We start from the raw sequence: 21,445 nt of genomic DNA on the forward strand, positions 1-21,445 counted from the left end.
CCGTGTAATCTTTGGACTTCGTTTTGTTGTGCAAACTCGTCCTCACAGCATCTGCCTGATAGTGTTCGTGTTCCTCGGGCCGGAACTTTGCCGCCAGCTTCCTTCAGATTCCACTTCGCAGTGGACACCCTTGCTCTTGGCTAATGGTTGGCGATTACATACCCCCATAACGGACTTTAACCGTCAAGTTTATCATCATGCATGGCGCACACAAAAAAGTCCCCTCCATAATGGAGAGGACTTAAATATTTTACTAAACTAGGTTTAGAATTATCCTTCTGACTCGAGACGGAACACGATCGGTTGCTTCTTGTACGATTTAACCTGGCGACCGTTTTGTACAGCTGGTGTCCATTTACCACTCTTCTTGATAACCCGAACAGCTTCCGCACGTAATTCGTTCGGTCCGCTGATGGCTTCAACATCACTCACATTACCTTCTTTGTCCACAATGAACTGTACAACTACAGCACCTTGTACTTCGTTATCGATAGCTTCCTGGGGATAGCGAAGGTTCCTGTTCAGGTAGCGCTGCCAGGCGGCGGCTCCACCAGGATACTCCGACTCAATTTCTACCTTGGTAAAGGTTTTATCCCAGTCTTCATCGTCTTTTTTGGGTGCTTCCACAACTCCCTTTCCACCATCATCAACGGGAGGAGCAACAATACCTTCATCTTTCTGACCTTCCTGGTTAGAAAGACCAATCTTGGTATCTTCCAGTTTTTCTACTTCTGGTGGTTTTTCCTCTTCTTTTACCTCTTCATCTTTTACGATTTTAGGAGGTGTGAATTTTGCCATTTCCACTTTTGGTGGATCTGGTGGTTTTGGCGGCGGCGGCGGTGGCGGCTCCTCTTTTTTCTCCTCTTGTTTTATTTCTTCGAGCTGCACGTCCTGCACATCTACTTTTTTGTTGTTGTCGTTGTTTGCCAGTAAAGCGGATGCCAGGTACCCGATAAACAGCAGAAGACAAAGAGCACCAACTATAAGAAGCGATGTGACCAACCGCTTATTATATGTTTTGCGCAGTTCATAAGCACCGTATTCCTTATTCCGGCCCTCGAAGATGATGTCAAGAACATCAGCGCTTAATATTTTATTGACTTCCATGATTAAAGATTCTTTGTAATTAGATGCATTGAATGCAAATTTCCATAAAGCAACTATTATTTAATACCCTGGCTTGCTTCGGTAGCTTTCATCAACTGAATTTCAGTATCAAAAATGTCAACCATCGCATAGCGTTTAACATCATTAATAGTCATTTCATCAAGAATATCCACTGTGTTTTTGTAGGTAGCCTCGGGGCCTGGTTTAATAACCACTACAAAATCCTGAGGATTAGTTGATTTCTTTTTATTAATGATCTCTGTGCGGATCTCTTTAAAGTTGCTTCCTTTGAAGTTGGAACCATCTGGTAACAATTCCCCTTCATAATAATACACTCCATCACCTTTACCCAGCATAATGGTTAAAGCGCCAGACGCTTTTACCTTATTCTGCTCTTCGGGCTTTTCCGTGTCTTTTGGCAGGAAAAGCTTCATTGCAGTGGGTTGGCTCATGGTAGTGGTGAATATGAAGAAGGTTATCAGCAGGAATCCCAAATCCACCATTGGCGTAAGGTCAACGCGTGTAGAAAGTTTCTTCCCTTTCTTTACGCCTGGGCCTTTTTTATGTCCCCCCCCGGAGGAGGTATCCATTTCTGCCATGTCGCACTTGTTTTGTTGTTAAGAATTTAATTCGCTTATATTATTCCTCTTTAGTACCGGAGGCTCTTTTAGCAGCCAGTGCGGTACCTTCCGGAACACCCTCGGGGTTGGTTACCATCGAGAATTTAAATATTTCATTTCTTTTAAATGCGTCGATCACCCCTTTGAATGTAGGATATTTCGCATTGTTATCCCCTTTTACCAACAGGTTCATTTTAGCACCAGAGAAGGCACGGGTTGCAGCGTTCATCCATACAGTCAGTTCGTTGTTCGCCGTATCCAAAGGAATGCCCGGAGATTTGAAGTTTTTAACCTGATCTGCGGTCAGATCCAGGTATGACTTCAACATTGAGAAAGGAACCCCTACATATGAGCCACTTCTTGCAAATGCAGCTTTTTCCTTGGCGCTTAACCCCAGGTTTTTTCCCTGGTCTATCATATCTATGATATCCTGCTTTTCGGCAGTGTTATTATCGCCTACAGAAAAATAAGCCTTTCCTTCTTTATCCATGGTTACCATAACCACGTTCTTATCATCTGTAGCCTTGGTACTCACCGAGTTAGGTGTTACTACGCCCAAACCATCGTCAGATTTGAACTTGGTGGTAAGGATGAAGAAAGAAAGTAACAGGAATGCCACATCACACATCGCTGTCATATCAACAGAGGTACTCTTGCGCGGCACTTTTACTTTTGGCATAATTTAAAAATTTCTGATTCTGGTATAAGATTCACATTGATCCAATTTCCATATCACATCTACTGTAATTCTCAAAAAAAGCTAATTCCCCAAATTGGGGATTACGCTTATTTGTACAGAGATGCAAAGCTTTGGGTCAGGGTGAAACCAGACTCATCGATGCCATAAGTAATATGGTCGATCTTTGTAGTAAAGATGTTATACATGATGATAGAGATAGCTGAAGTACCGATACCTAATGCGGTATTATACAACGCTTCAGAAATACCTCTTGACAGCTCTGCAGCTGCACCACCACCACCTTCAGAAGCCAGGGCGGCGAACGAACCGATCATACCTAATACCGTTCCTAACAGACCCAACAGGGTAGCCACTGAGGCAATTGTTGACAGGAACACCAGGTTTTTCTCCAGCATAGGCAGTTCCAGTGCTGTAGCTTCTTCTACCTCTTTTTGGATCTGTAATACTTTTTGTTCAGTATCCAGCTCAGTATTAGAGATCATTTCTTTGTACTTGCGCAGACCGGCTTTCATTACATTACCAACACTGCCTTTTTGACGATCGCACTCAGAAATCGCCTGGTCAACGTTTTTATTAGCCAGGTGATATTGCACTTTACGGATGAATTCAGCAATGTTACCAGAACCGGTAGCTTTGGTGATAGTCATCAAACGCTCGATCACGAAAGTAATAACTGTTAAAAAGGTTGCGATCAAAATAGGCACGATAATACCACCATCATACATTCTCACCAAACCACTTTTCGGTCCTTTATGTTTAGGCCAAAAACCGCCAGCAGGATCGGGATTAGTAAAATTGCTAGGATCTCCGAGGAGAAAACGCCAGATAATATAACCGGCAACAATACAAATAACGGGGGCTAACCATGAGATGGAATTGGATTTCTTCTTAGGTTGAACAGATGTACTACTCTTCGCTGCGGTTGCAGTCGCAACGGGTCTTGTTTCAGCCATGATTGTGTTTTTTAGTGTTTTATAAATTTTAAGCTATCAGTAGATTCTAAATGGGCTCACAATTCTAAGGAAAAAGTCTTTTCACTTGTTCAATTTGATCAAGAAAAATTTTGATAAGGTTCACAAGTTAAGAAATTTCTTAACTGATCGCCTAAAAAACAGGCGATTTGATTGAATATAACGGCAACAATATATGTCATAATTAGAAACAAAACAAGCCTGTTAATCAATGCCTCCCGACCGGGTCACCCACATATAGACAATTAAAAACTATTAAACCCTCATATCCTCCTCCTCCCTTTGTATATAAGAACGCTGTATTACATTTTTTTGACCAGCGGTAAGCGGCCTTCATCTACACACATATTGTTTTTCCTACCTTCATCCATTAAATTTTTTTTAATGATCTAATCATTCAGAAGAATAGGATAATACAGTTTTCATGTGTTCGCACCTTATGAAACGTTGTACCCCCTGTTCAACTGGCTCTCAAAAAACAATTACTATTACTGATGAAAAAGAGATTTTCCCTGCTGGTACTACTGGCTTGTTGTAGTGCATTTACCTATGCACAAAAAAAATCCAGTACACCGGCAGCTCCAGCAGATACTGCTAAACGCCCGGCCCCTTTAGCTCCCCGACCACCGCAAACCGGTCCCAAACCCTACAAAGAAATTATAACCGACAAAGCAATAACCCGCAAAGGGCTTTTTACGATACATAAACTAGAAGACAAATGGTTCTTTGAGATGGGTGATTCTTTATTGGGCAGGGATGTACTGGTAGTGAACCGCATCTCCAAAGCGCCCACCAATACCCGTTCCGGCTTCTTTGGTTATGCCGGTGACGAGATCAATGAAAATGTGATCCGTTTTGAAAAAGGCCCCAACAACCGCCTGTTCATGCGCAATATATCCTACTCGGTATATGCCAAGGATTCTACCAAGCCCATGTATAAATCGGTAATGGCCAGCAATATTCAACCCATTGCCGCTTCATTCGATATAAAGGCCTTTTCAAAAGACAGTACGGGTGTGGTGATTGATATTACTGATTTTATTAATAGCGATAACGATATCCTGTTCTTTGCCTCTTATTTCAAACAGGCCCTGCGTATCGGCGGCCCGCAGCCCGATAAATCGTATATCGCCGATATTAAAAGCTTCCCCATCAATACCGAAATAAAAACGGTAAAAACCTATAGCAGAATGCCGGCCCCCGGCCCCTTCCCGGGCGCTTCTGCCGGCCCTGCCGGTAATGCCACCTTTGAGTTGAACAGCTCACTGGTACTGTTGCCCAAAGATCCCATGCAGGCCCGCCACTACGACGACCGCGTAGCCTATTTCACAACCGAATACACCGATTTCGATGCCGATCCACAAGGTGTTAAAGACATCAGCCTGATTACCCGCTGGCGCCTTGAACCCAAAGAGGAAGACATGGAAAAATATAAACGTGGTGAACTGGTTGAACCTAAAAAACCGATCATTTATTATATCGACCCTAATACACCTGAAAAATGGGTGCCATACCTCATAGCCGGGGTTAACGACTGGCAAAAGGCTTTTGAAAAGGCCGGTTTCAAAAACGCCATCATGGCCCGCCGGGCCCCTTCCCATGAGGAAGACAGCACCTGGAGCCTGGAAGACGCCCGGTATAGTGCCGTTGTATACAAACCTTCCGATATCCCTAACGCCATGGGGCCTCACGTGCACGATCCCCGCAGTGGCGAAATCCTGGAATCACACATCAACTGGTACCATAATGTAATGTCATTGTTGCGCAACTGGTACCTGATACAGGCTTCACCCAGCGACCCGCGCGCCCGCACCGCACATTTTAACGATTCACTCATGGGCGATCTTATTCGCTTTGTGTCATCGCACGAGGTAGGCCACACCCTTGGTTTGCCTCATAACATGGGCGCCTCTGCTGCTACCCCGGTTGACAAACTGCGCGATAAAGCCTGGGTTGAAGAACATGGCCATACTTCTTCCATCATGGATTACGCCCGTTTTAACTATGTGGCGCAACCGGAAGATAAAATTGGTTCTGCCGGGATGTATCCCCGCATCGGCGATTACGACATGTGGTCAATTGAATGGGGGTACAAATTACTGCCTGGAAAAACCGAGGATGAAGAAAAAGATATCTTGAACGACTGGGTAAAAAGCCGGTACAACAATCCCCGTTTACGCTTTATTCATGCCGATGGCGTTGACCCACGGGCCCAAACCGAGAGCCTCGGCGATAATGCCATGAAGGCAAATGAATACGGTATCAAAAATCTGAAATGGATCCTTCCCCAATTGCCTAAATGGCTCAATGAAAAGGGAGAAGATTACAAGAACCTCGACCAGGTGTATGATGAAGTGTACACTACCTTCAGCCGTTATATGGGTCATGCCGTTACTTATATCGGTGGTGCTTATACCGACTTAAAAACTACCGACCAGGATGGCGCTGTTTTTACAGTAGTGCCCAAAGCCATGCAAAAAGAAGCAATGGCCTTCCTGCAAAAGAACCTGTTTACCACCCCTACCTGGCTGTTGAACAAAGCCATTATGGATAAGGTAACTTCTCCGGTTGAAGATAAAGTGAGCGGTCTGCAGGATGTATGGCTGGGCTCCCTGTTAAATACCAATCGCTTAAACCGCCTCATTACTGAAACCAATCGCGATGCCAACGCCTACCGCATCGATGAGTTTATGGAGGATCTGAAGAAAGGTATCTTCAGCGAACTGGCCACGCATGCGCCTATTGATAATTTCCGCCGTAACCTGCAAAAATCTTTTGTAGAAAAAATGAGCACCCTGGCTTCTATTACCCCTTCGGCGCCTGCCGGCGGTGGTGGTGGTATTATCATTTCATTTGGTGGCCCTACCGTTGATGTAAAGAAAACTGATATCAGTTCAGTTGCCCGTGGTGAACTGCGTGCCCTGAAAGCCCAGATCGCTGCAGCCGCAGCCACCTATGGCGATAAACTGAGCAGGTATCATTTACAGGACCTGAATGAGCGTATCGACCGGGTTTTGAACCCCAGATAATACCCCCAGCCCCCTAAAGGGAGTGAAAATAAAAATGTAAAGGGGTGCTTACTTCTTATTGAGTAAGCACCCTTTTCATTTATACAGAGTTTATCAATATGATTTTTACTCCCCCTTTAGGGGGTCGGGGGGTTACTCGTACCGTAACGCCTCAATCGGGTTCAACTTACCGGCTTTTATTGCAGGGTACAACCCGGCCAGTAAACCCACCAGCGAACAAATGATTACGCCGGTAATTACCCAGTCCCAGGGAACTACAAAACTGGTGCTTAATAAAATACCCACCACATTTCCTAAAATAATGCCCAGCACAATACCAAAGGCCGCGCCCAGCAAACTGATGATGATGGATTCGTACAGGAACTGATACCTGATATTCTTTCTTTTACCCCCAATCGCCTTTACCAGCCCAATTTCTTTGGTGCGTTCGGTTACAGCCACCAGCATAATATTCATTAACCCGATGGCTGCGCCAACCAGGGTAATCACCCCTATCAGCAAGGCCGCCATGGTAATAAAACTCAGGTTGCGGATCAGCATTTCGGCAAAACTGTCGCTTTTGTCGATCATGAAATTATCGGTTTCGGTAACCGTTAGCTGACGAATGGGACGAAAAGCGCTGGTGGCTTCCCCAATAGCCCCGTCTATCAATTTTATGTCAGCCACCTTCACCTGGATATTGAAGGAAGAATTGGGATTGCTGTTGAAGTACCGGCGAACATTGCTGTAAGAAATAATAACGAGGTTATCGAGACTGCGGCCAAAAGTAGAGCCTTTGGGTTTTAAGACGCCAATAATGCGGAAGGGAATATTATCAACGCGAATGATCTTGTCGAGCGGCCGCTCCGCATTCTCCCCAAAAAAACGGGTAGCTATATCCTTTCCAATCAAACACACATTACGACCGGTTTCAATATCCACCGGGTTCAGGTCGCGGCCACTGGAAACAGAAAACCCATTTAACCCGGTATAATTTTCATCTCCGCCCACCAGCCATACATTAGGATTGGTTTTCTGGTTCTCATAAGCAATGATGGCGCTGCGGTCGCCCACAATATTGGCGCTTACCTGAGCCGGGAAGGTATAGGCGGCTTTAAACGCCTCTGCCTGATGTACGGTAATGGGTTTACCCATGTTCGATTTCTTCTCTTTCTTCGCCCCCCTCTTCTCCTTCTTCACTTCGTCATTGTGAAAAGAATGGCGTGGCTCCTGGTACCGGATGGTAAATCCCGTAGCCCCCATGGAAGAAAAACTTTCAAGAAATTTCTGTTTAATGGCAACAATAGCAGTATTGATGCCAATAAGCGCGGTAATACCCAGGGCAATAATTGCCACTGTAATACCCGTACGCAATTTGTTACTGCGCACCGTACGAAAAGACAGCGAAAGTGTATCGCGAAGTGTCATACTATATTAGTGTGCCTAATATAGTAAATATTACGGGCAGTACACCAGAACTGTGATGAGTGGCGATCCTGTTTACAGATAAAATAAGTTATGCAACTGATCGAGGAGCCAGTGCGGAAAAATACCCAGAATTATCACAACCGCCGCAATAGCGATCAGCAGTCCCCTGAAACCGGCAGAGGTTTCAATTTCCTGGGCTTCTCCTTCTTTAAAATACATGGCTTGTATAACGCGGAAATAATAGTACACACTGATAGCGGCACATAACACCCCTACAATAACCAGCCACATTACATTCCCATTGTTGATGGCGGCCGATAACATATAGAATTTGGCCCAGAAACCAGCCGTAGCAGGTATGCCAGCCAGTGATAACAGGAATACGGTATTGGTAGCAGCCAGTACGGGTTGGCGTTTGGCCAGTCCGTTAAAGCCTTCGAACGTATAATCTTTCATTTTCAACAGTACGGCGAAGATACCGATGGTAGCCAGGCTATAAGCGGCTGCATAAAAGATCATCCCGTCTTTGGCCATATCATTCATGGCAACCAGGGCAAACAGCATAAAGCCGGCCTGGGCAATACTTGAATACGACAGCATTCTTTTTACGCTCTGTTGGAACACCGCAGTGATGTTGCCGATAAATAAGGTAGCTGCCGTAATAATAGCTACCAGTAATTGCCATTGTTTTTGCACGTCGCCAAAACAACCTTCAAACAACCGGATGAAGGCAATAAAGCCGGCCACCTTTACGATCGTTGCCATAAAGGAGGTGAATACGGTGGGTGAACCATCGTATGCATCGGGTGTCCAGAAGTGGAAAGGCGCCGCCGAAACCTTGAACGACATGGCGAATAACAGCAGCAGCAGACCGGCTGCCAGCATAGGCGTTAAATTGGTAGTACCCATCCGGATCACATCAATATTAAAACTGCCTTTTACGCCATACAGCAGGGTAATGCCCATGAGCATGATACCGGTTGAAAAAGAACCCATCAAAAAGTATTTCAGCGCAGCCTCATTACTTTTCAGATTGCGTTTATCGCTACCGGTTAAAATGTATAAAGGAATAGAAATGATCTCGATACCGAGGAACAACATCAGCAGGGAGCTGAATGAAGATACAATGGCGATACCGCACAGCACGAAAAAGATCAATGCAAAGTATTCTGCCAGGTTCACGCCCACGCGCTCCATATCCCTGCTACTCAGCAGAAAATAAACCCAGGTGCTGCCAAAGGCAATGGTATTGAACAGCAGGCCAAAGATGTCGAAGGACAGCATGCCCTTCGTATTCACATTAAAAAAATGGTATCCGCCCATGTCGAGCACATTTGCTATTACCAAAGCCAGCAGGCCAATAATAGCTACGGTGCGCACAGCGGGTTTACTATTCGTGAACACGCCACAGAACATCATCACTACACCAAGAACAGCAGAAATTACAATTGCATTCATAAATCAATTCTATACGTTCGCTTATGGTAATTTGACAAACATTTTTGAGTAAATGGCATCTACCGCATGCCTTGTTGCTTCGATCATAGGCTTGGGATAAACACCCATTACTACAATACCGATCAGCAGCACAACCAGTACAAACTTCTCATTGATCTTTATATCATGAGCATTTGCCGTTAAACTGCTGGTGTTGCCAAACAATACTTTCTGTAACATATTTAAAGTATATACGGCCGACAGAATGATACTGATACCACCTACTACCATGAATATGTAATGATAGTTAGAGGATTTTGATCCGAACACTCCATTGAACATCATGAACTCGCCAATAAATGCATTGGTAAGCGGCAGGGCCACATTGGCCAGCGATACCACTACCAGCATAATGGCCAATGAAGGCGCTTTTTGCGCCAGACCACCCAGCTCAGACATTTTACGGGTGTGGAACTGGCGTTCGATCAGTTCCACCACAATCCACAGTCCGATGATGTTGATACCATGACTGAACATTTGCACCATCACACCCTGGATACCAATAGAAGAGGTAACGAAGATGGCGAGGCCCATTAACCCCATGTGAGCAATGGAAGAATAAGCTACAAAACGTTTCAGGTCGTCCTGCTGCATGGCAACAATAGAACCATAGATCATCCCGATCACGCACATACTGGCGGCAGGATCACCATAGCCCCACAGGCCAACAGGCACTACCGGCGCTAACCAGCGCAGGATACCAAACACCCCCATCTTAACCATGATGCCGCTCAATACCATGGTAACCGCTGTAGGCGATTGCTCATAGGTGTCGGGCTGCCAGGTATGAAATGGGAATAAGGGTATTTTAATGGCAAAAGCCAGGAAGAACAACCAGAATAACCAGCCCTGGGTGTTACCAGGCAGGTTCACTTTATAAAACGAGCTCATGGCAAATGAATGATCGGGAGTATGAAAGTATACCCAGATAATAGCCACCAACATCAGCAAAGAGCCTACAAAAGTGTAAATAAAGAATTTAAAGGTAACCGCCACTCTTCTTTCACCACCCCAGATTGAACACAGAAAGTAAGCAGGAATAAGGGCCAGTTCCCAGAAAAAGTAGAACAATAACGCATCAGAAGCCACAAACACACCCATTAAACCGGTTTGCATCAAAAGCATCAGGGCGTAGAACTGATGGGCATTTTTATAAGTAGAGTTCCAGGTTGCGATAAAGATACCGGGGTAAGCAATACCTGTTAACAAACACAACATTTGGCTCATGCCATCCATGGTAAGTGAGAAACGGCTGCCCAGATCGGGTAACCAGGCCACATCGGTATGCAGGTATTCAGGCTTGTGTAACACAGCAATGCCCAGTATGGAAACAACCATCGTAATAATGGATGTAATCAATGACCATACTTTCGCGTTCTTTTCCTGTTTTATCAGGAACCCAAGCAAACCACTCACCAACGGAATAACTATCAGCAATACAGGTACCATTATAATTTCTTGATTTCTGATTTATGGATTTTATCTCTACTTGCTAACTTCTTATTTCTGAATAAAGAATTTCACTATAAACAGGGCCAGCATACTCAGCACCATCAACAACACATAGTTGCCCACCAAACCGCTTTGCAACAGGCGAACCTGGCGGCTGGTATAATTCACCAAACGGCCAACGCCATTCACAATGCCATCCACCACTTTCTTTTCAAAGAAGCTGTTCATGAATTTAGCCAGCCATTGCAATGGTTTTACAATAGCGAAATTGTATAACTCATCGATGTACCATTTGTCGGCCAGTACTTTTCCAAAACCTGCAGGCTCGTTCAGCTCAGGCTTTTTGCTGTATTTAACCCATGCAAAGATGATCATGACCAAAGCCAGGGCAACGGAAATAACCATCAGGTTGATCTCTGTATGATGCTCAGGCAGCGCTGCCATTTTGATCTCATTCGATTGTGCGAAGATCGGGTCAAGGAACTGCTCCAGTTTGTGCGCATCTGGCATTATTGATTCAGGAATACCAATTAAACCACCCACGGCAGCCAGTATTGCCAGCACCACCAAAGGAATGGTCATGGCAGCAGGGCTTTCATGCAGGTGATGCTTTTGCTCTTCGGTTCCACGGAAAGTACCCCGGAACGTTGTAGCGTACAGGCGGAACATATAAAAAGCAGTCATGGCAGCACCGGCAACACCCAGGTAATAATACATGGGGTCTTTGGCGTAAGCGAATGCTAAGATTTCGTCTTTTGAGAAGAAACCACTGAAGGGCGGAATACCGGCAATAGCAATACAGCCGATCAGGAAAGTGATGTGGGTTATAGGAAGTTTCTTCGCCAATCCACCCATTTTACGGATGTCCTGTTCATGGTGCATGGCGTGAATTACGGAACCTGCACCCAGGAACAACAGGGCTTTAAAGAAGGCGTGCGTCATTACATGGAACACAGCGCCGGTGTAGGCGCCCACACCCAAACCCAGGAACATATAACCTAACTGGCTCACCGTACTGTAAGCCAGTACCTTTTTAATATCGTTTTGTTTGATGGCGATGGTGGCCGCAAATAACGCAGTAGCCAAACCAATGGCAGCTACCACACTTTGGGTCTCAGGCGCCATGGTGTATAAAATGTTGCTACGGGCGATCATATAAATACCGGCTGTTACCATCGTAGCCGCGTGGATCAACGCTGATACCGGGGTTGGACCCGCCATCGCATCGGGCAGCCAGGTATATAAAGGTATCTGGGCACTTTTACCGGTAGCCCCTACAAACAACAGCATGGTAATACCGATATAGTCAACTCTTGTTAAATTTTTATACAGATCAAACACTCCGGCGCCGTCTGTTGTAGTATATGTTACGGTGCCCAGTTTGGCGATGATCCAGAAGATGGCGATCAAAAAACCAAGGTCACCGATACGGTTCATGATAAAAGCCTTTTTGGCCGCGTTGTTGTACTCCGTGTTCTTGAACCAGTAACCGATGAGTAAGTAAGAGCACAAACCAACGCCTTCCCAGCCAATGAACATGATCACATAGTTGGCGCCCAGTACAAGCAGCAACATGGAGAACACGAACAGGTTCAGGTAACAGAAATAGCGGCCATAATGCTCATTCCTTTCCTCATTCATATAGGCGGCTGAATACACATGTATCAGAAAACCTACACCGGTAATGATCAGCAGAAAGAGCGACGAAAGCTGGTCTATCTGAAATGCGAAGGGAATTGATAAATTACCGTAGCTGATAAAATCAAACAGGTTGGCTACATAGGTGTTCCCGTTTTTTACCTCGGTAAAAAGCAGCACACTCACAATAAACGAGGCCAATACCATACCGCTGCCAATAATACTGATCAGCGGTTTGGAAAGTTGTTTTCTGAGCAAACCATTGATCAGAAAACCAACCAGTGGAAAAAAGGGAACCAACCAAACTAAGTGTAACACGTTGTTCATACAGTTTAAGCTGAACGCTACACGCGGCGTTGCGCGTTAGGCGTTTTAGTGTTTTAACCTGTTTAAAAAATTAACATCTACCGAATGCGTATTGCGATACATCATCACAATAATGGCCAGGCCCACGCTTACTTCAGCTGCCGCCACTACCATGATAAAGAATACGAATATCTGACCGTCGATACCGGCCGTAGCGTTTTTGGCCACGCCTGCGGCATAATGCATTTTTGAAAACGCCACCAGCAACAGGTTCACGGCATTCAACATCAGCTCAATGCACATGAAAATGATGATGGCATTCCGGCGGGCAAGCACCCCTACAATGCCGATACAGAAAAGGGCAATAGCCAGGTAGATATATCTTTCAATTAACATAGATCTCTTTTATTAAATTACTTCTTACCAATAACCACAGCTCCTACCATCGCACTTAAAAACAGGACGCTGCTGATCTCAAAAGGTACAACATAATCAGTGAACAGGGCCTGACCCAGATTTTTGATCAAACCTATATCACCCGTTCCCAGTATAGCTATCTGACCTTTTACCTCAGCTTGTTTTAAAGCAGCTACCATTACCAGCAGCAAGCATCCGCCTGCTACCACTCCGGCCAGCTTTAGCCATTTGTTCTTTTGTGGCTCGGCTTCGGCATTCAGGTTCATTAACATGATCACGAACAGGAACAGTACCATTATGGCGCCTGCATATACGATCAGGTTTACAATACCCAGGAACTGGGCATTCATTAAAATATAATGGCCTGAAATTGCAAAGAAGGTAACGATAAGCCACAACACACTGTGTACCGGGTTACGACTGATCACGACCATGATGGCGCTACCGAGCGCCATCGCACTTAAAGCATAAAATAATATTTGTGATATATCCATTGCAGCTAGGTTCTGTTATTTGCTGTTCTTAGTTTGCTTTCCGGTTACCTATCGCTTTCTGGTATTCGCCGGGATTTTCTTTTGGACTGGGGATCAAAAGATCCTGTTTTCCATATATAAACCCTTTACGCTGATAGTTCGAGGGCGCAAAGGTTTCACTTAAATATATAGCATCTTTCGGACAGGCTTCTTCACACAAACCGCAGAAAATACACCGCAGCATATTGATCTCGTATTTGGCGGCATACTTCTCTTCGCGATACAGGTTCTCTTCTCCTGGTAAACGTTCTGCTGCTTCCATGGTAATGGCTTCAGCCGGGCAGGCCAATGCACACAAACCACAGGCGGTGCAACGCTCGCGACCTTCTTCATCGCGGTTCAGGATCTGCAATCCACGAAATACCGGGCTAAACGGACGTTTCTCCTCGGGATAGCTGATGGTTGCTTTCTTTTTAAAGAAGTGGCCTAAAGTGATCATCATACCCTTGGCTATGTTCACTACGTAGAGCTTCTCCAAGAATGACATGGGCTTGCGATCAACTGCCTTGGCTCTGTTTGTTAATGCTTGCATTATTACTAGTTAAATCAAAATCACAAATTTCAAATCTCATATCCTTGACATTCATCTCCCCCTCCACCGGAGGGGGACGGGGGGAGGCCTTAGAGTTTAATACACAAAGTCAACATCACAAATCATTTAGCGCAAAAGTATTTTTCTCCTTCCAATACGCCAATTAAATCCGGCCCATTAAAACTTATAGCCGTTGCTTTTCCACAATATGAAAGCTGCAGTAGCGATCATATTGATAAGGCTTAAAGGGATCAACCCTCTCCAGCCCAGATTCATCAACTGGTCATAACGGAAGCGCGGGATGGTCCAGCGCACCCACATGAACAGGAATATAAAGAAGCCCACTTTCATCAACAAAACCAGTCCCTGTAAAGCTACCAGCCAGTTGCCCCAGTCTGTGTGGGCGGCATCGTTGAAAAATGGAATATCATAGCCGCCAAAGAACAAGGTTGCCATTACCACGCTGCTGATGAACATATTGATGTATTCAGCAAACAGGTAAAAACCCAGTTTCATCGATGAATATTCCTGGTGGTAGCCAAAGTTCAATTCGTTTTCAGCTTCAGGTAAATCGAATGGTGTACGGTTACATTCTGCAAACGCACAGACCAGGAATATAAAGAAGCCCAGCGGTTGGTAAAGAACATTCCAGGTACTGTCCATCTGTTGGGCAACGATCTCACTCATTTTTAAAGAACCGGTCAGCATCAGCAATGCGATCAGCGACAGACCCATAGGCAGTTCATAGCTGATTACCTGAGAGGCGCCGCGCAGGGCAGCCATCAGCGAGAACTTGTTGTTGGAAGCCCAGCCTCCGATCATGATGCCATATACACCCATGCTCACTACACCAAACACGTATAAAATGCCAATATTGATATCTGCGATCTGCAGGGTTACCGGGCGGCCAAATACATTCAGTGTGCCACCCCAGGGAATTACAGCCGATGTCATCATAGCGGCCATCATTGCCAGACAGGGCCCCAAAATGAACAGAAAGCGGTTTGACGTGTTAGGAATGATCTCCTCTTTCATGAACAGCTTTAACCCATCGGCCAGCGGTTGTAAAATACCAAACGGGCCGGCACGGTTAGGACCTCTGCGGTCCTGGATAAAAGCAGCCACTTTACGTTCGGCATATGTTTCATACATGGCTATTACCAATGAAATGGACACAATGCCTACGATGAGTACCAGTTTCTCAATCACTAAAAACAAGTCAATAGCTAATAAAGCAGAATGCATTTTATTTATTTATGTAGTCAACTTTTGTTCTAATCCTTCTTCTTAAAGTCATTCGAGTGCGCAGGGCCTTGTATTTTCGACAGATCGATATTCGGTTTATTCACTTCACTCACCTCATGAATATCCATCAACAGGCGCGGATTGCGGCCACCCATTACTTCGGGTAAGGCTTCGTGTGGTTTAACAGTATCAACGTAGTGATTGGCGCTGATAACCGAATGATGACTTATTTTGGCAGGTCCATCGATCACCCAATCACTTGATTTCTTTTTCTCGAAACGGCACTCGTTACAGATCCAGTCGTGCAGTTCGCCCCACTGGTCTTTAAGGCCGGTAACGCGGAAAACTTCATCGCCGCGGTACCACAGGGTTACTTTACCAGAACACTTGGGACAATCCCGGTGTGCATCTTCCGGTTTCAGGAACCATACGCGGTTCTTGAAGCGGAAGGTTTTATCGGTTAAAGCGCCTACCGGACAAACGTCAATTACGTTGCCGATAAAGTCGTTATCGAGCGCTTTCTCAATGTAGGTAGCAATTTCAGAATGATCGCCACGGTCTAAAACACCATGTACGCGTTTATTGGTAAGCTGGTCGGCGGTGAATACACAACGGTAGCACAGGATGCAACGCGTCATGTGCAGTTGTATATAGGGGCCCAGGTTATGTTTTTCGAACGTACGGCGTGGAAATTCGTAACGGGTTCCTTCTGCACCATGTTCATAGCTCAGATCCTGCAGGTGACACTCACCGGCCTGATCGCAGATCGGGCAATCGAGCGGGTGGTTGATCAACAATAACTCCACTACCCCTTTTCTCGCATCCTGTACGCGTTCGCTGGTAATGTTCTTTACCACCATGCCATCCATTACATTGGTACGGCAGCTGGCTACCAGCTTTGGCATCGGGCGCGGATCGGCCGTTGAACCTGCTGATACTTCTACCAGACAGGTACGGCATTTACCGCCACTACCTTTGAGTTTGGTATAGTAACACATAGCAGGCGGCGCTATTTCCCCTCCAATCGAACGGGCTGCATTCAGGATACTGGTTCCCGGTTCCACCTCAATGGTGATGTTATCGATGGTTACCTTAAATAACTTTTTTTCTTCAGCCATATATCAACCCCCAATGAGGATTTTATTTTTTTAATTTATTTCCCTGGTCTTATGCCTTTGGAGCACTTACCACTGGCAACGGATCGGCATAATGCGCCAACCCATAATTCCTGTTCTGTGCCGCGTTCGGGTATTGCACATGCCATTCAAACTCGTCTCTGAAGTGACGAATGGCAGCAGCTACCGGCCAGGCAGCGGCATCACCTAACGGACAAATAGTATTACCTTCTATTTTGCGTTGAATATCCCACAACAGATCGATGTCGCTCTTCTTGCCTTTTCCGTACTCAATATTCTTCAATATCTTTTCCATCCAACCGGTTCCTTCACGGCAGGGCGAACATTGTCCGCAGCTTTCGTGGCGGTAAAAACGCGCCAGCGTCAATGTATGACGAACAACGCACTGGTCTTCATCCAACACAATAAAACCACCCGAACCCATCATGGTACCAGTAGCAAAACCACCGTCTGATAAACTTTCATAGTTCATCATGCGGTTTTCGCCTTTGGCTGTTTTCAGCAACATGTTGGCGGGCAAAATGGGAACTGATGAACCACCGGGGATACAGGCCTTCAGGCGTTTGCCATTGGCAATACCACCACAGTATTCATCGCTGTATATAAACTCTTCCACCGAAATGGTCATGTCTATTTCGAAAACCCCGGGTTTGTTGATGTTTCCGCAAGCGGAGATCAACTTGGTACCGGTTGATTTACCTACACCTATCTTGGCATATTCTTCACCGGTGATATTGATGATGGGAACTACCGCGGCAATTGTTTCCACGTTGTTCACCACCGTTGGGCTGTCCCACAAACCTTTCACGGCAGGGAACGGTGGTTTGATACGGGGGTTACCTCTTTTACCTTCCAGTGACTCCAGCAATGCTGTTTCTTCACCGCAGATATAAGCGCCGGCCCCGCGTTGTACATAAATTTCGAGGTCGAAGCCGGTGCCCAGGATGTTCTTACCCAGGAAGCCATTGTTTTTGGCTTCGGCAATAGCTTGTTCCAGTATATCAACGATCCACGCGTATTCGCCGCGGATGTAAATAAATGTTTTGTTCGAACCTAACGCATACGACGACACGATCAGTCCTTCTACCAGTAAATGCGGAATAAATTCCATCAGGTAGCGGTCCTTGAAGGTACCAGGCTCAGATTCATCGGCGTTGCAAACCAGGTAACGGGGAACGCCTTCAGGCTTGGCCAGAAAGCTCCATTTCATACCCGCAGGGAAACCAGCGCCACCGCGGCCGCGCAAACCACTTTTCTTTACTTCTTCGGTTACCTGGTCGGGACTCATGGTCTTGAGCGCTTTTTCTACACTGCGGTAGCCGCCTTCACGACGGTAAACATCGTAAGTACGGATACCCGGAACATGCGCTTTTTCTAATAAAAGTTTTCTTCCCATTCTATATGTCTTTCAGCAATTATGCTGTCAGGTTTATTAATTATTCGTCACGGCGTTTCTTTCACACTCCTCGATGATCGCGTCGATCTTCTCTTTGGTCAGGTGCTCGCGGTAATGTTTACCCAATTGCATCATGGGAGCATAACCACAGGCGCCCAGGCATTCTACTGTTTTCAAAGTGAACAACCCATCGGCAGTTGTTTCCCCTACTTTAATGCCCAGCTTGTTCTTTATATATTCAATGATCTCGTCGCTGCCATTCAACATACACGGACCGGTCTGGCATACTTCAAATACGAATTTACCTACCGGTTTCAGGTTGTACATGGAATAAAACGTAGCTACTTCATACACCTCAATTGGTTCTAATTTGAGTAAGGAAGCCACATAATCCATGGTTTCTGAACTCAACCAGCCACCAAATTCTTCCTGTGCAATATGCAATACGGGTATCAGGGCGCTTTTCTGCTTTCCGGCAGGATAGCGTGCAATGATCTCGTTTACCTTATTTAATTTCTCCGCAGAAAATTGAGCCACTGTCTTTGATAAAATTTATGTTTATAATCGGCTTAAGCATCCATTTCACCTGCAATCAGGTTCAGGCTGCTCATTACAATGATCGCATCACTCAGCATAGAACCCTTTGTCAGTTCTTCATATGCCTGGTAATATATAAAGCACGGACGACGGAAGTGTAACCGGTAAGGGGTACGTCCACCATCAGTGATCAGGTAAAATCCTAATTCTCCGTTGCCGCCTTCTACCGACTGGTATACTTCACCCGCAGGCATATCGATTTCACCCATGATGATCTTGAAGTGCCAGATCAGCGCTTCCATCTTCGTGTATACATCCTTCTTCTCGGGGAGGTAATACTCTGGTACATCGGCGTGGAAAACCTCGGCCTCTTTTCCCTTGAACTGGCTCAGTTTACGCATGGCCTGTTCGATGATGCGCAGTGATTGCCACATTTCCTGATTACGAACCAGGTAACGGTCGTAACAGTCGCCGGTGCTGCCAACAGGTATTTCAAAATCAAATTCTTCGTAACTGCTGTATGGAGTATGAACCCGTACATCGTAGTCAACGCCTGCAGCGCGCAGGTTTGGCCCGGTGAAACCATAATTCAGCGCTCTTTCGGCACTGATAGGTCCGCACCCTATTGTACGTTCCATGAAGATGCGGTTACGGGTGAACAGGTTCTCGAACTCCTGTAATACTTTGGGATATTCTTTCAGGAATTTTTCGATCTTCTCAAATGCAGTATTGGTGAAGTTCCTTTCAAAACCACCGATACGACCAATATTGGTAGTAAGGCGGGAACCACAGATTTCCTCGTATATTTCGTAAATCAGTTCTCGGTATTGCATCACATACAAAAAGCCCGTATAAGCTCCGGTATCAACCCCTACAATCGAGTTACAAATGAGGTGATCGGATATACGAGCCAGTTCCATGATGATGATGCGCAGGTAATCGACCCGTTTGGGTGTTTTTACCCCCAGCAATTTTTCACAGGTCAGGTGCCAGCCCATGTTGTTGATAGGTGCTGAGCAATAGTTTAACCTGTCTGTAAGCGGGGTGATCTGATAAAGCGGTCTGCGTTCGGCTATCTTTTCAAACGCACGGTGAATATAACCTACGGTTTGTTCGGCCGAGATGATGCGTTCGCCATCCAGTTCCAGGATATTCTGAAATACACCATGCGTAGCCGGGTGAGTAGGCCCCAGATTCAGGGTTGTGGTCTGCTTCTCAATGGAGCCTTCGGGTAATTTTATATGATGATCGCTCATAAATTATATTCGTAATTAACGTCCAAACATATCATCGTCCTTATCAACACGGGTTTGTTCTTCCAACGGGAACTCTTTGCGCATGGGGAAATAATCCATTTCATCCACGTTCAGGATCCGTTTCAGGTTAGGATGGCCTACAAAGTTCACTCCGTAAAAATCATAGGTTTCTCTTTCCATCCAGTTAGCCGCTGAAAACAGTGCCGTAGCGCTGAAAACATCCGGGGTTTGAATATCAGTAAACACTTTAAACCGGATGCGCACATTTTCAGTAAGGCTGTGCAGGTGATACACTACAGCCAGCTCACGTCCTTTATTATCGGGATAGTGAACAGCCTGCAGATCGGTCATAAACCGGAAAGCCAGTGCATCCTCATCGAATAAGAACTGAAGCACTTTCAGATTGAGTTCTTTGGGCGCTTCGAAAGTGAGCATGCCATAAGGCTCCTGAAAGTTTTGAACCTGGTCGCCAAACTTTTCAGTTAACCGCTGTTTGATATATTCGTTCGTTAAAGCCATGTCTGTTTATTGAATGCCGTAGCTCTCCATTAATTGTTTATACTTATCGCTATTCCGTCTGCGTAAGCTTTCTTTTCCTATCAGGTCCTGAATTTTCATTATACCATCGATAACTGCTTCAGGCCGGGGAGGACAACCAGGAATATATACATCCACAGGAATGATCTGGTCGATACCCTGCAATACGCTGTAGGTATCGAAGATGCCGCCACTGCTGGCGCAGGCACCCATGGCCAGTACCCAACGGGGCTCTGCCATCTGCAAATATACCTGTTTTACAACGGGCGCCATTTTTTTGGCAATGGTACCCATCACCATCAACAGGTCGCACTGGCGGGGTGAAAAACCTACGCGCTCTGAACCAAAGCGGGCCAGATCGTAGTGCGAACCCATAGTAGCCATAAATTCAATTCCACAACAGGAGGTAGCAAAAGGTAAAGGCCAGATAGAGTTCTTACGGGCCAGGCCAACCACTTTATCGAGGCTGGTGCCAAAAAAACCTTCACCCATATAACCTTCAGGACCTTCCTTTACCAGTTTCACATCGGTTTGACCGTAAATATTATATTGAACAGGACGTGCCATAAAAAAATTTGAAAATTACCAAATTAGCAAAATGCGTAAAGACCTCTACCAAAATAACAACTAACGTTCATTAAGGTTGCTTTTTTACCTAAATGAACGTACTATAGACATTTTCACATTTGCAAATTTTCCCATTTGCACATTGGTTTTAGTCTTCCCACTTTAACGCTCCTTTCTTGATAATGTATATAAAGCCACATAGAAAAAATGCAACGAACATCAAAACAGCGCCAAAGCCACTCCAGCCTAATGCTTTAAAATTTACTGCATAGGGATAGAAAAAGATCACTTCCACATCGAACAATACAAATAAGATCGCCACCAGGAAGTACTTAATGGCCATGGGCTGACGAGCGTCGCCATGACTTTTAATACCGCTGGCAAAAGTTTCCAGCTTGTCGGAGGTATTACGTTTGGGCCCCAGCCAGTGGGTAACGCCCATCATACCAGCAACAAAGATGATTGCGAAAATTAATTGAATAGCAATAGGAAGATACCAGAAGGAACTGTTAGGGTCGTGGGCAACGGCGGTATTGGAGACTTGTAACAGGTACATATGATT

20 protein-coding genes are annotated in these 21,445 nt (G+C 45.5%); 1 reads left to right on the forward strand and 19 read right to left on the reverse strand.

What is annotated here, in order from left to right; translation table 11 throughout:
• Positions 1 to 270: 270 nt before the first annotated feature.
• From ACJ751_RS29810 to ACJ751_RS29825, 4 genes are all read right to left on the reverse strand, one after another.
• A complete protein-coding gene (locus ACJ751_RS29810) occupies positions 271 to 1,107 on the reverse strand; it encodes an energy transducer TonB (RefSeq protein WP_407749194.1) in 837 nt (278 codons plus the stop codon).
• Positions 1,108 to 1,163: 56 nt separating this feature from the next.
• Complete coding sequence (locus ACJ751_RS29815; RefSeq protein ID WP_407749195.1) at positions 1,164 to 1,706, reverse strand: ExbD/TolR family protein; 543 nt, start codon at positions 1,704 to 1,706, stop codon at positions 1,164 to 1,166.
• Between the two features lie 40 nt (positions 1,707 to 1,746).
• Entirely contained in the window at positions 1,747 to 2,406 is a 660-nt protein-coding gene (locus ACJ751_RS29820; RefSeq protein WP_407749196.1) for an ExbD/TolR family protein, read from the reverse strand.
• Positions 2,407 to 2,513: 107 nt separating this feature from the next.
• A complete protein-coding gene (locus ACJ751_RS29825; RefSeq protein WP_407749197.1) occupies positions 2,514 to 3,380 on the reverse strand; it encodes a MotA/TolQ/ExbB proton channel family protein in 867 nt (288 codons plus the stop codon).
• Positions 3,381 to 3,892: 512 nt separating this feature from the next.
• Here ACJ751_RS29825 and ACJ751_RS29830 point away from each other — a divergent pair.
• Positions 3,893 to 6,427, forward strand: coding sequence for a zinc-dependent metalloprotease (locus ACJ751_RS29830; protein ID WP_407749198.1), 2,535 nt, complete (start codon positions 3,893 to 3,895; stop codon positions 6,425 to 6,427).
• Positions 6,428 to 6,559: 132 nt separating this feature from the next.
• Here ACJ751_RS29830 and ACJ751_RS29835 read toward each other — a convergent pair whose 3' ends face one another.
• The 15 genes from ACJ751_RS29835 to ACJ751_RS29905 all read right to left on the reverse strand — a co-directional run bounded on the left by ACJ751_RS29835 (position 6,560) and on the right by ACJ751_RS29905 (position 21,439).
• Positions 6,560 to 7,834: an ABC transporter permease gene (locus ACJ751_RS29835; protein ID WP_407749199.1), complete on the reverse strand. Its 1,275-nt coding sequence runs from the start codon at positions 7,832 to 7,834 to the stop codon at positions 6,560 to 6,562.
• A gap of 72 nt (positions 7,835 to 7,906) precedes the next feature.
• The gene (locus ACJ751_RS29840; RefSeq protein ID WP_407749200.1) at positions 7,907 to 9,292 is read right to left on the reverse strand and encodes an NADH-quinone oxidoreductase subunit N; all 1,386 of its coding nucleotides are present in this window, start codon (positions 9,290 to 9,292) and stop codon (positions 7,907 to 7,909) included.
• Positions 9,293 to 9,313: 21 nt separating this feature from the next.
• Positions 9,314 to 10,780 (reverse strand): NuoM family protein, encoded by a 1,467-nt coding sequence (locus tag ACJ751_RS29845; RefSeq protein ID WP_407749201.1) that lies wholly within the window; start codon positions 10,778 to 10,780, stop codon positions 9,314 to 9,316.
• A gap of 51 nt (positions 10,781 to 10,831) precedes the next feature.
• Complete coding sequence (nuoL, locus tag ACJ751_RS29850; protein ID WP_407749202.1) at positions 10,832 to 12,748, reverse strand: NADH-quinone oxidoreductase subunit L; 1,917 nt, start codon at positions 12,746 to 12,748, stop codon at positions 10,832 to 10,834.
• Positions 12,749 to 12,793: 45 nt separating this feature from the next.
• Positions 12,794 to 13,123 carry an NADH-quinone oxidoreductase subunit NuoK gene (nuoK, locus tag ACJ751_RS29855; RefSeq protein ID WP_407749203.1) on the reverse strand — a complete coding sequence of 110 codons (330 nt, stop codon included), beginning with the start codon at positions 13,121 to 13,123 and terminating at the stop codon, positions 12,794 to 12,796.
• A 17-nt stretch (positions 13,124 to 13,140) separates the two neighbouring features.
• Positions 13,141 to 13,638 carry an NADH-quinone oxidoreductase subunit J gene (locus ACJ751_RS29860; protein WP_407749204.1) on the reverse strand — a complete coding sequence of 166 codons (498 nt, stop codon included), beginning with the start codon at positions 13,636 to 13,638 and terminating at the stop codon, positions 13,141 to 13,143.
• A gap of 28 nt (positions 13,639 to 13,666) precedes the next feature.
• On the reverse strand, positions 13,667 to 14,209 hold the full coding sequence (nuoI, locus tag ACJ751_RS29865) for an NADH-quinone oxidoreductase subunit NuoI (RefSeq protein ID WP_407749205.1): 543 nt from the start codon (positions 14,207 to 14,209) through the stop codon (positions 13,667 to 13,669).
• A gap of 177 nt (positions 14,210 to 14,386) precedes the next feature.
• Positions 14,387 to 15,454: an NADH-quinone oxidoreductase subunit NuoH gene (gene nuoH, locus ACJ751_RS29870; RefSeq protein ID WP_407749206.1), complete on the reverse strand. Its 1,068-nt coding sequence runs from the start codon at positions 15,452 to 15,454 to the stop codon at positions 14,387 to 14,389.
• A gap of 29 nt (positions 15,455 to 15,483) precedes the next feature.
• The gene (locus ACJ751_RS29875; protein WP_407749207.1) at positions 15,484 to 16,572 is read right to left on the reverse strand and encodes a 2Fe-2S iron-sulfur cluster-binding protein; all 1,089 of its coding nucleotides are present in this window, start codon (positions 16,570 to 16,572) and stop codon (positions 15,484 to 15,486) included.
• A 49-nt stretch (positions 16,573 to 16,621) separates the two neighbouring features.
• Positions 16,622 to 17,986, reverse strand: coding sequence for an NADH-quinone oxidoreductase subunit NuoF (gene nuoF / locus ACJ751_RS29880; RefSeq protein ID WP_407749208.1), 1,365 nt, complete (start codon positions 17,984 to 17,986; stop codon positions 16,622 to 16,624).
• A gap of 36 nt (positions 17,987 to 18,022) precedes the next feature.
• On the reverse strand, positions 18,023 to 18,523 hold the full coding sequence (gene nuoE, locus ACJ751_RS29885) for an NADH-quinone oxidoreductase subunit NuoE (RefSeq protein ID WP_407749209.1): 501 nt from the start codon (positions 18,521 to 18,523) through the stop codon (positions 18,023 to 18,025).
• Positions 18,524 to 18,555: 32 nt separating this feature from the next.
• Positions 18,556 to 19,779, reverse strand: coding sequence for an NADH-quinone oxidoreductase subunit D (locus tag ACJ751_RS29890; protein WP_407749210.1), 1,224 nt, complete (start codon positions 19,777 to 19,779; stop codon positions 18,556 to 18,558).
• Between the two features lie 15 nt (positions 19,780 to 19,794).
• Positions 19,795 to 20,298, reverse strand: coding sequence for an NADH-quinone oxidoreductase subunit C (locus ACJ751_RS29895; protein WP_407749211.1), 504 nt, complete (start codon positions 20,296 to 20,298; stop codon positions 19,795 to 19,797).
• Between the two features lie 6 nt (positions 20,299 to 20,304).
• Positions 20,305 to 20,883: an NADH-quinone oxidoreductase subunit B gene (locus ACJ751_RS29900; protein ID WP_014223195.1), complete on the reverse strand. Its 579-nt coding sequence runs from the start codon at positions 20,881 to 20,883 to the stop codon at positions 20,305 to 20,307.
• A 148-nt stretch (positions 20,884 to 21,031) separates the two neighbouring features.
• Positions 21,032 to 21,439 carry an NADH-quinone oxidoreductase subunit A gene (locus tag ACJ751_RS29905; protein WP_407749212.1) on the reverse strand — a complete coding sequence of 136 codons (408 nt, stop codon included), beginning with the start codon at positions 21,437 to 21,439 and terminating at the stop codon, positions 21,032 to 21,034.
• Positions 21,440 to 21,445 lie beyond the last annotated feature (6 nt).

It is taken from the genome of Niastella sp., from assembly GCF_045805085.1.
GTDB lineage: Bacteria > Bacteroidota > Bacteroidia > Chitinophagales > Chitinophagaceae > Niastella.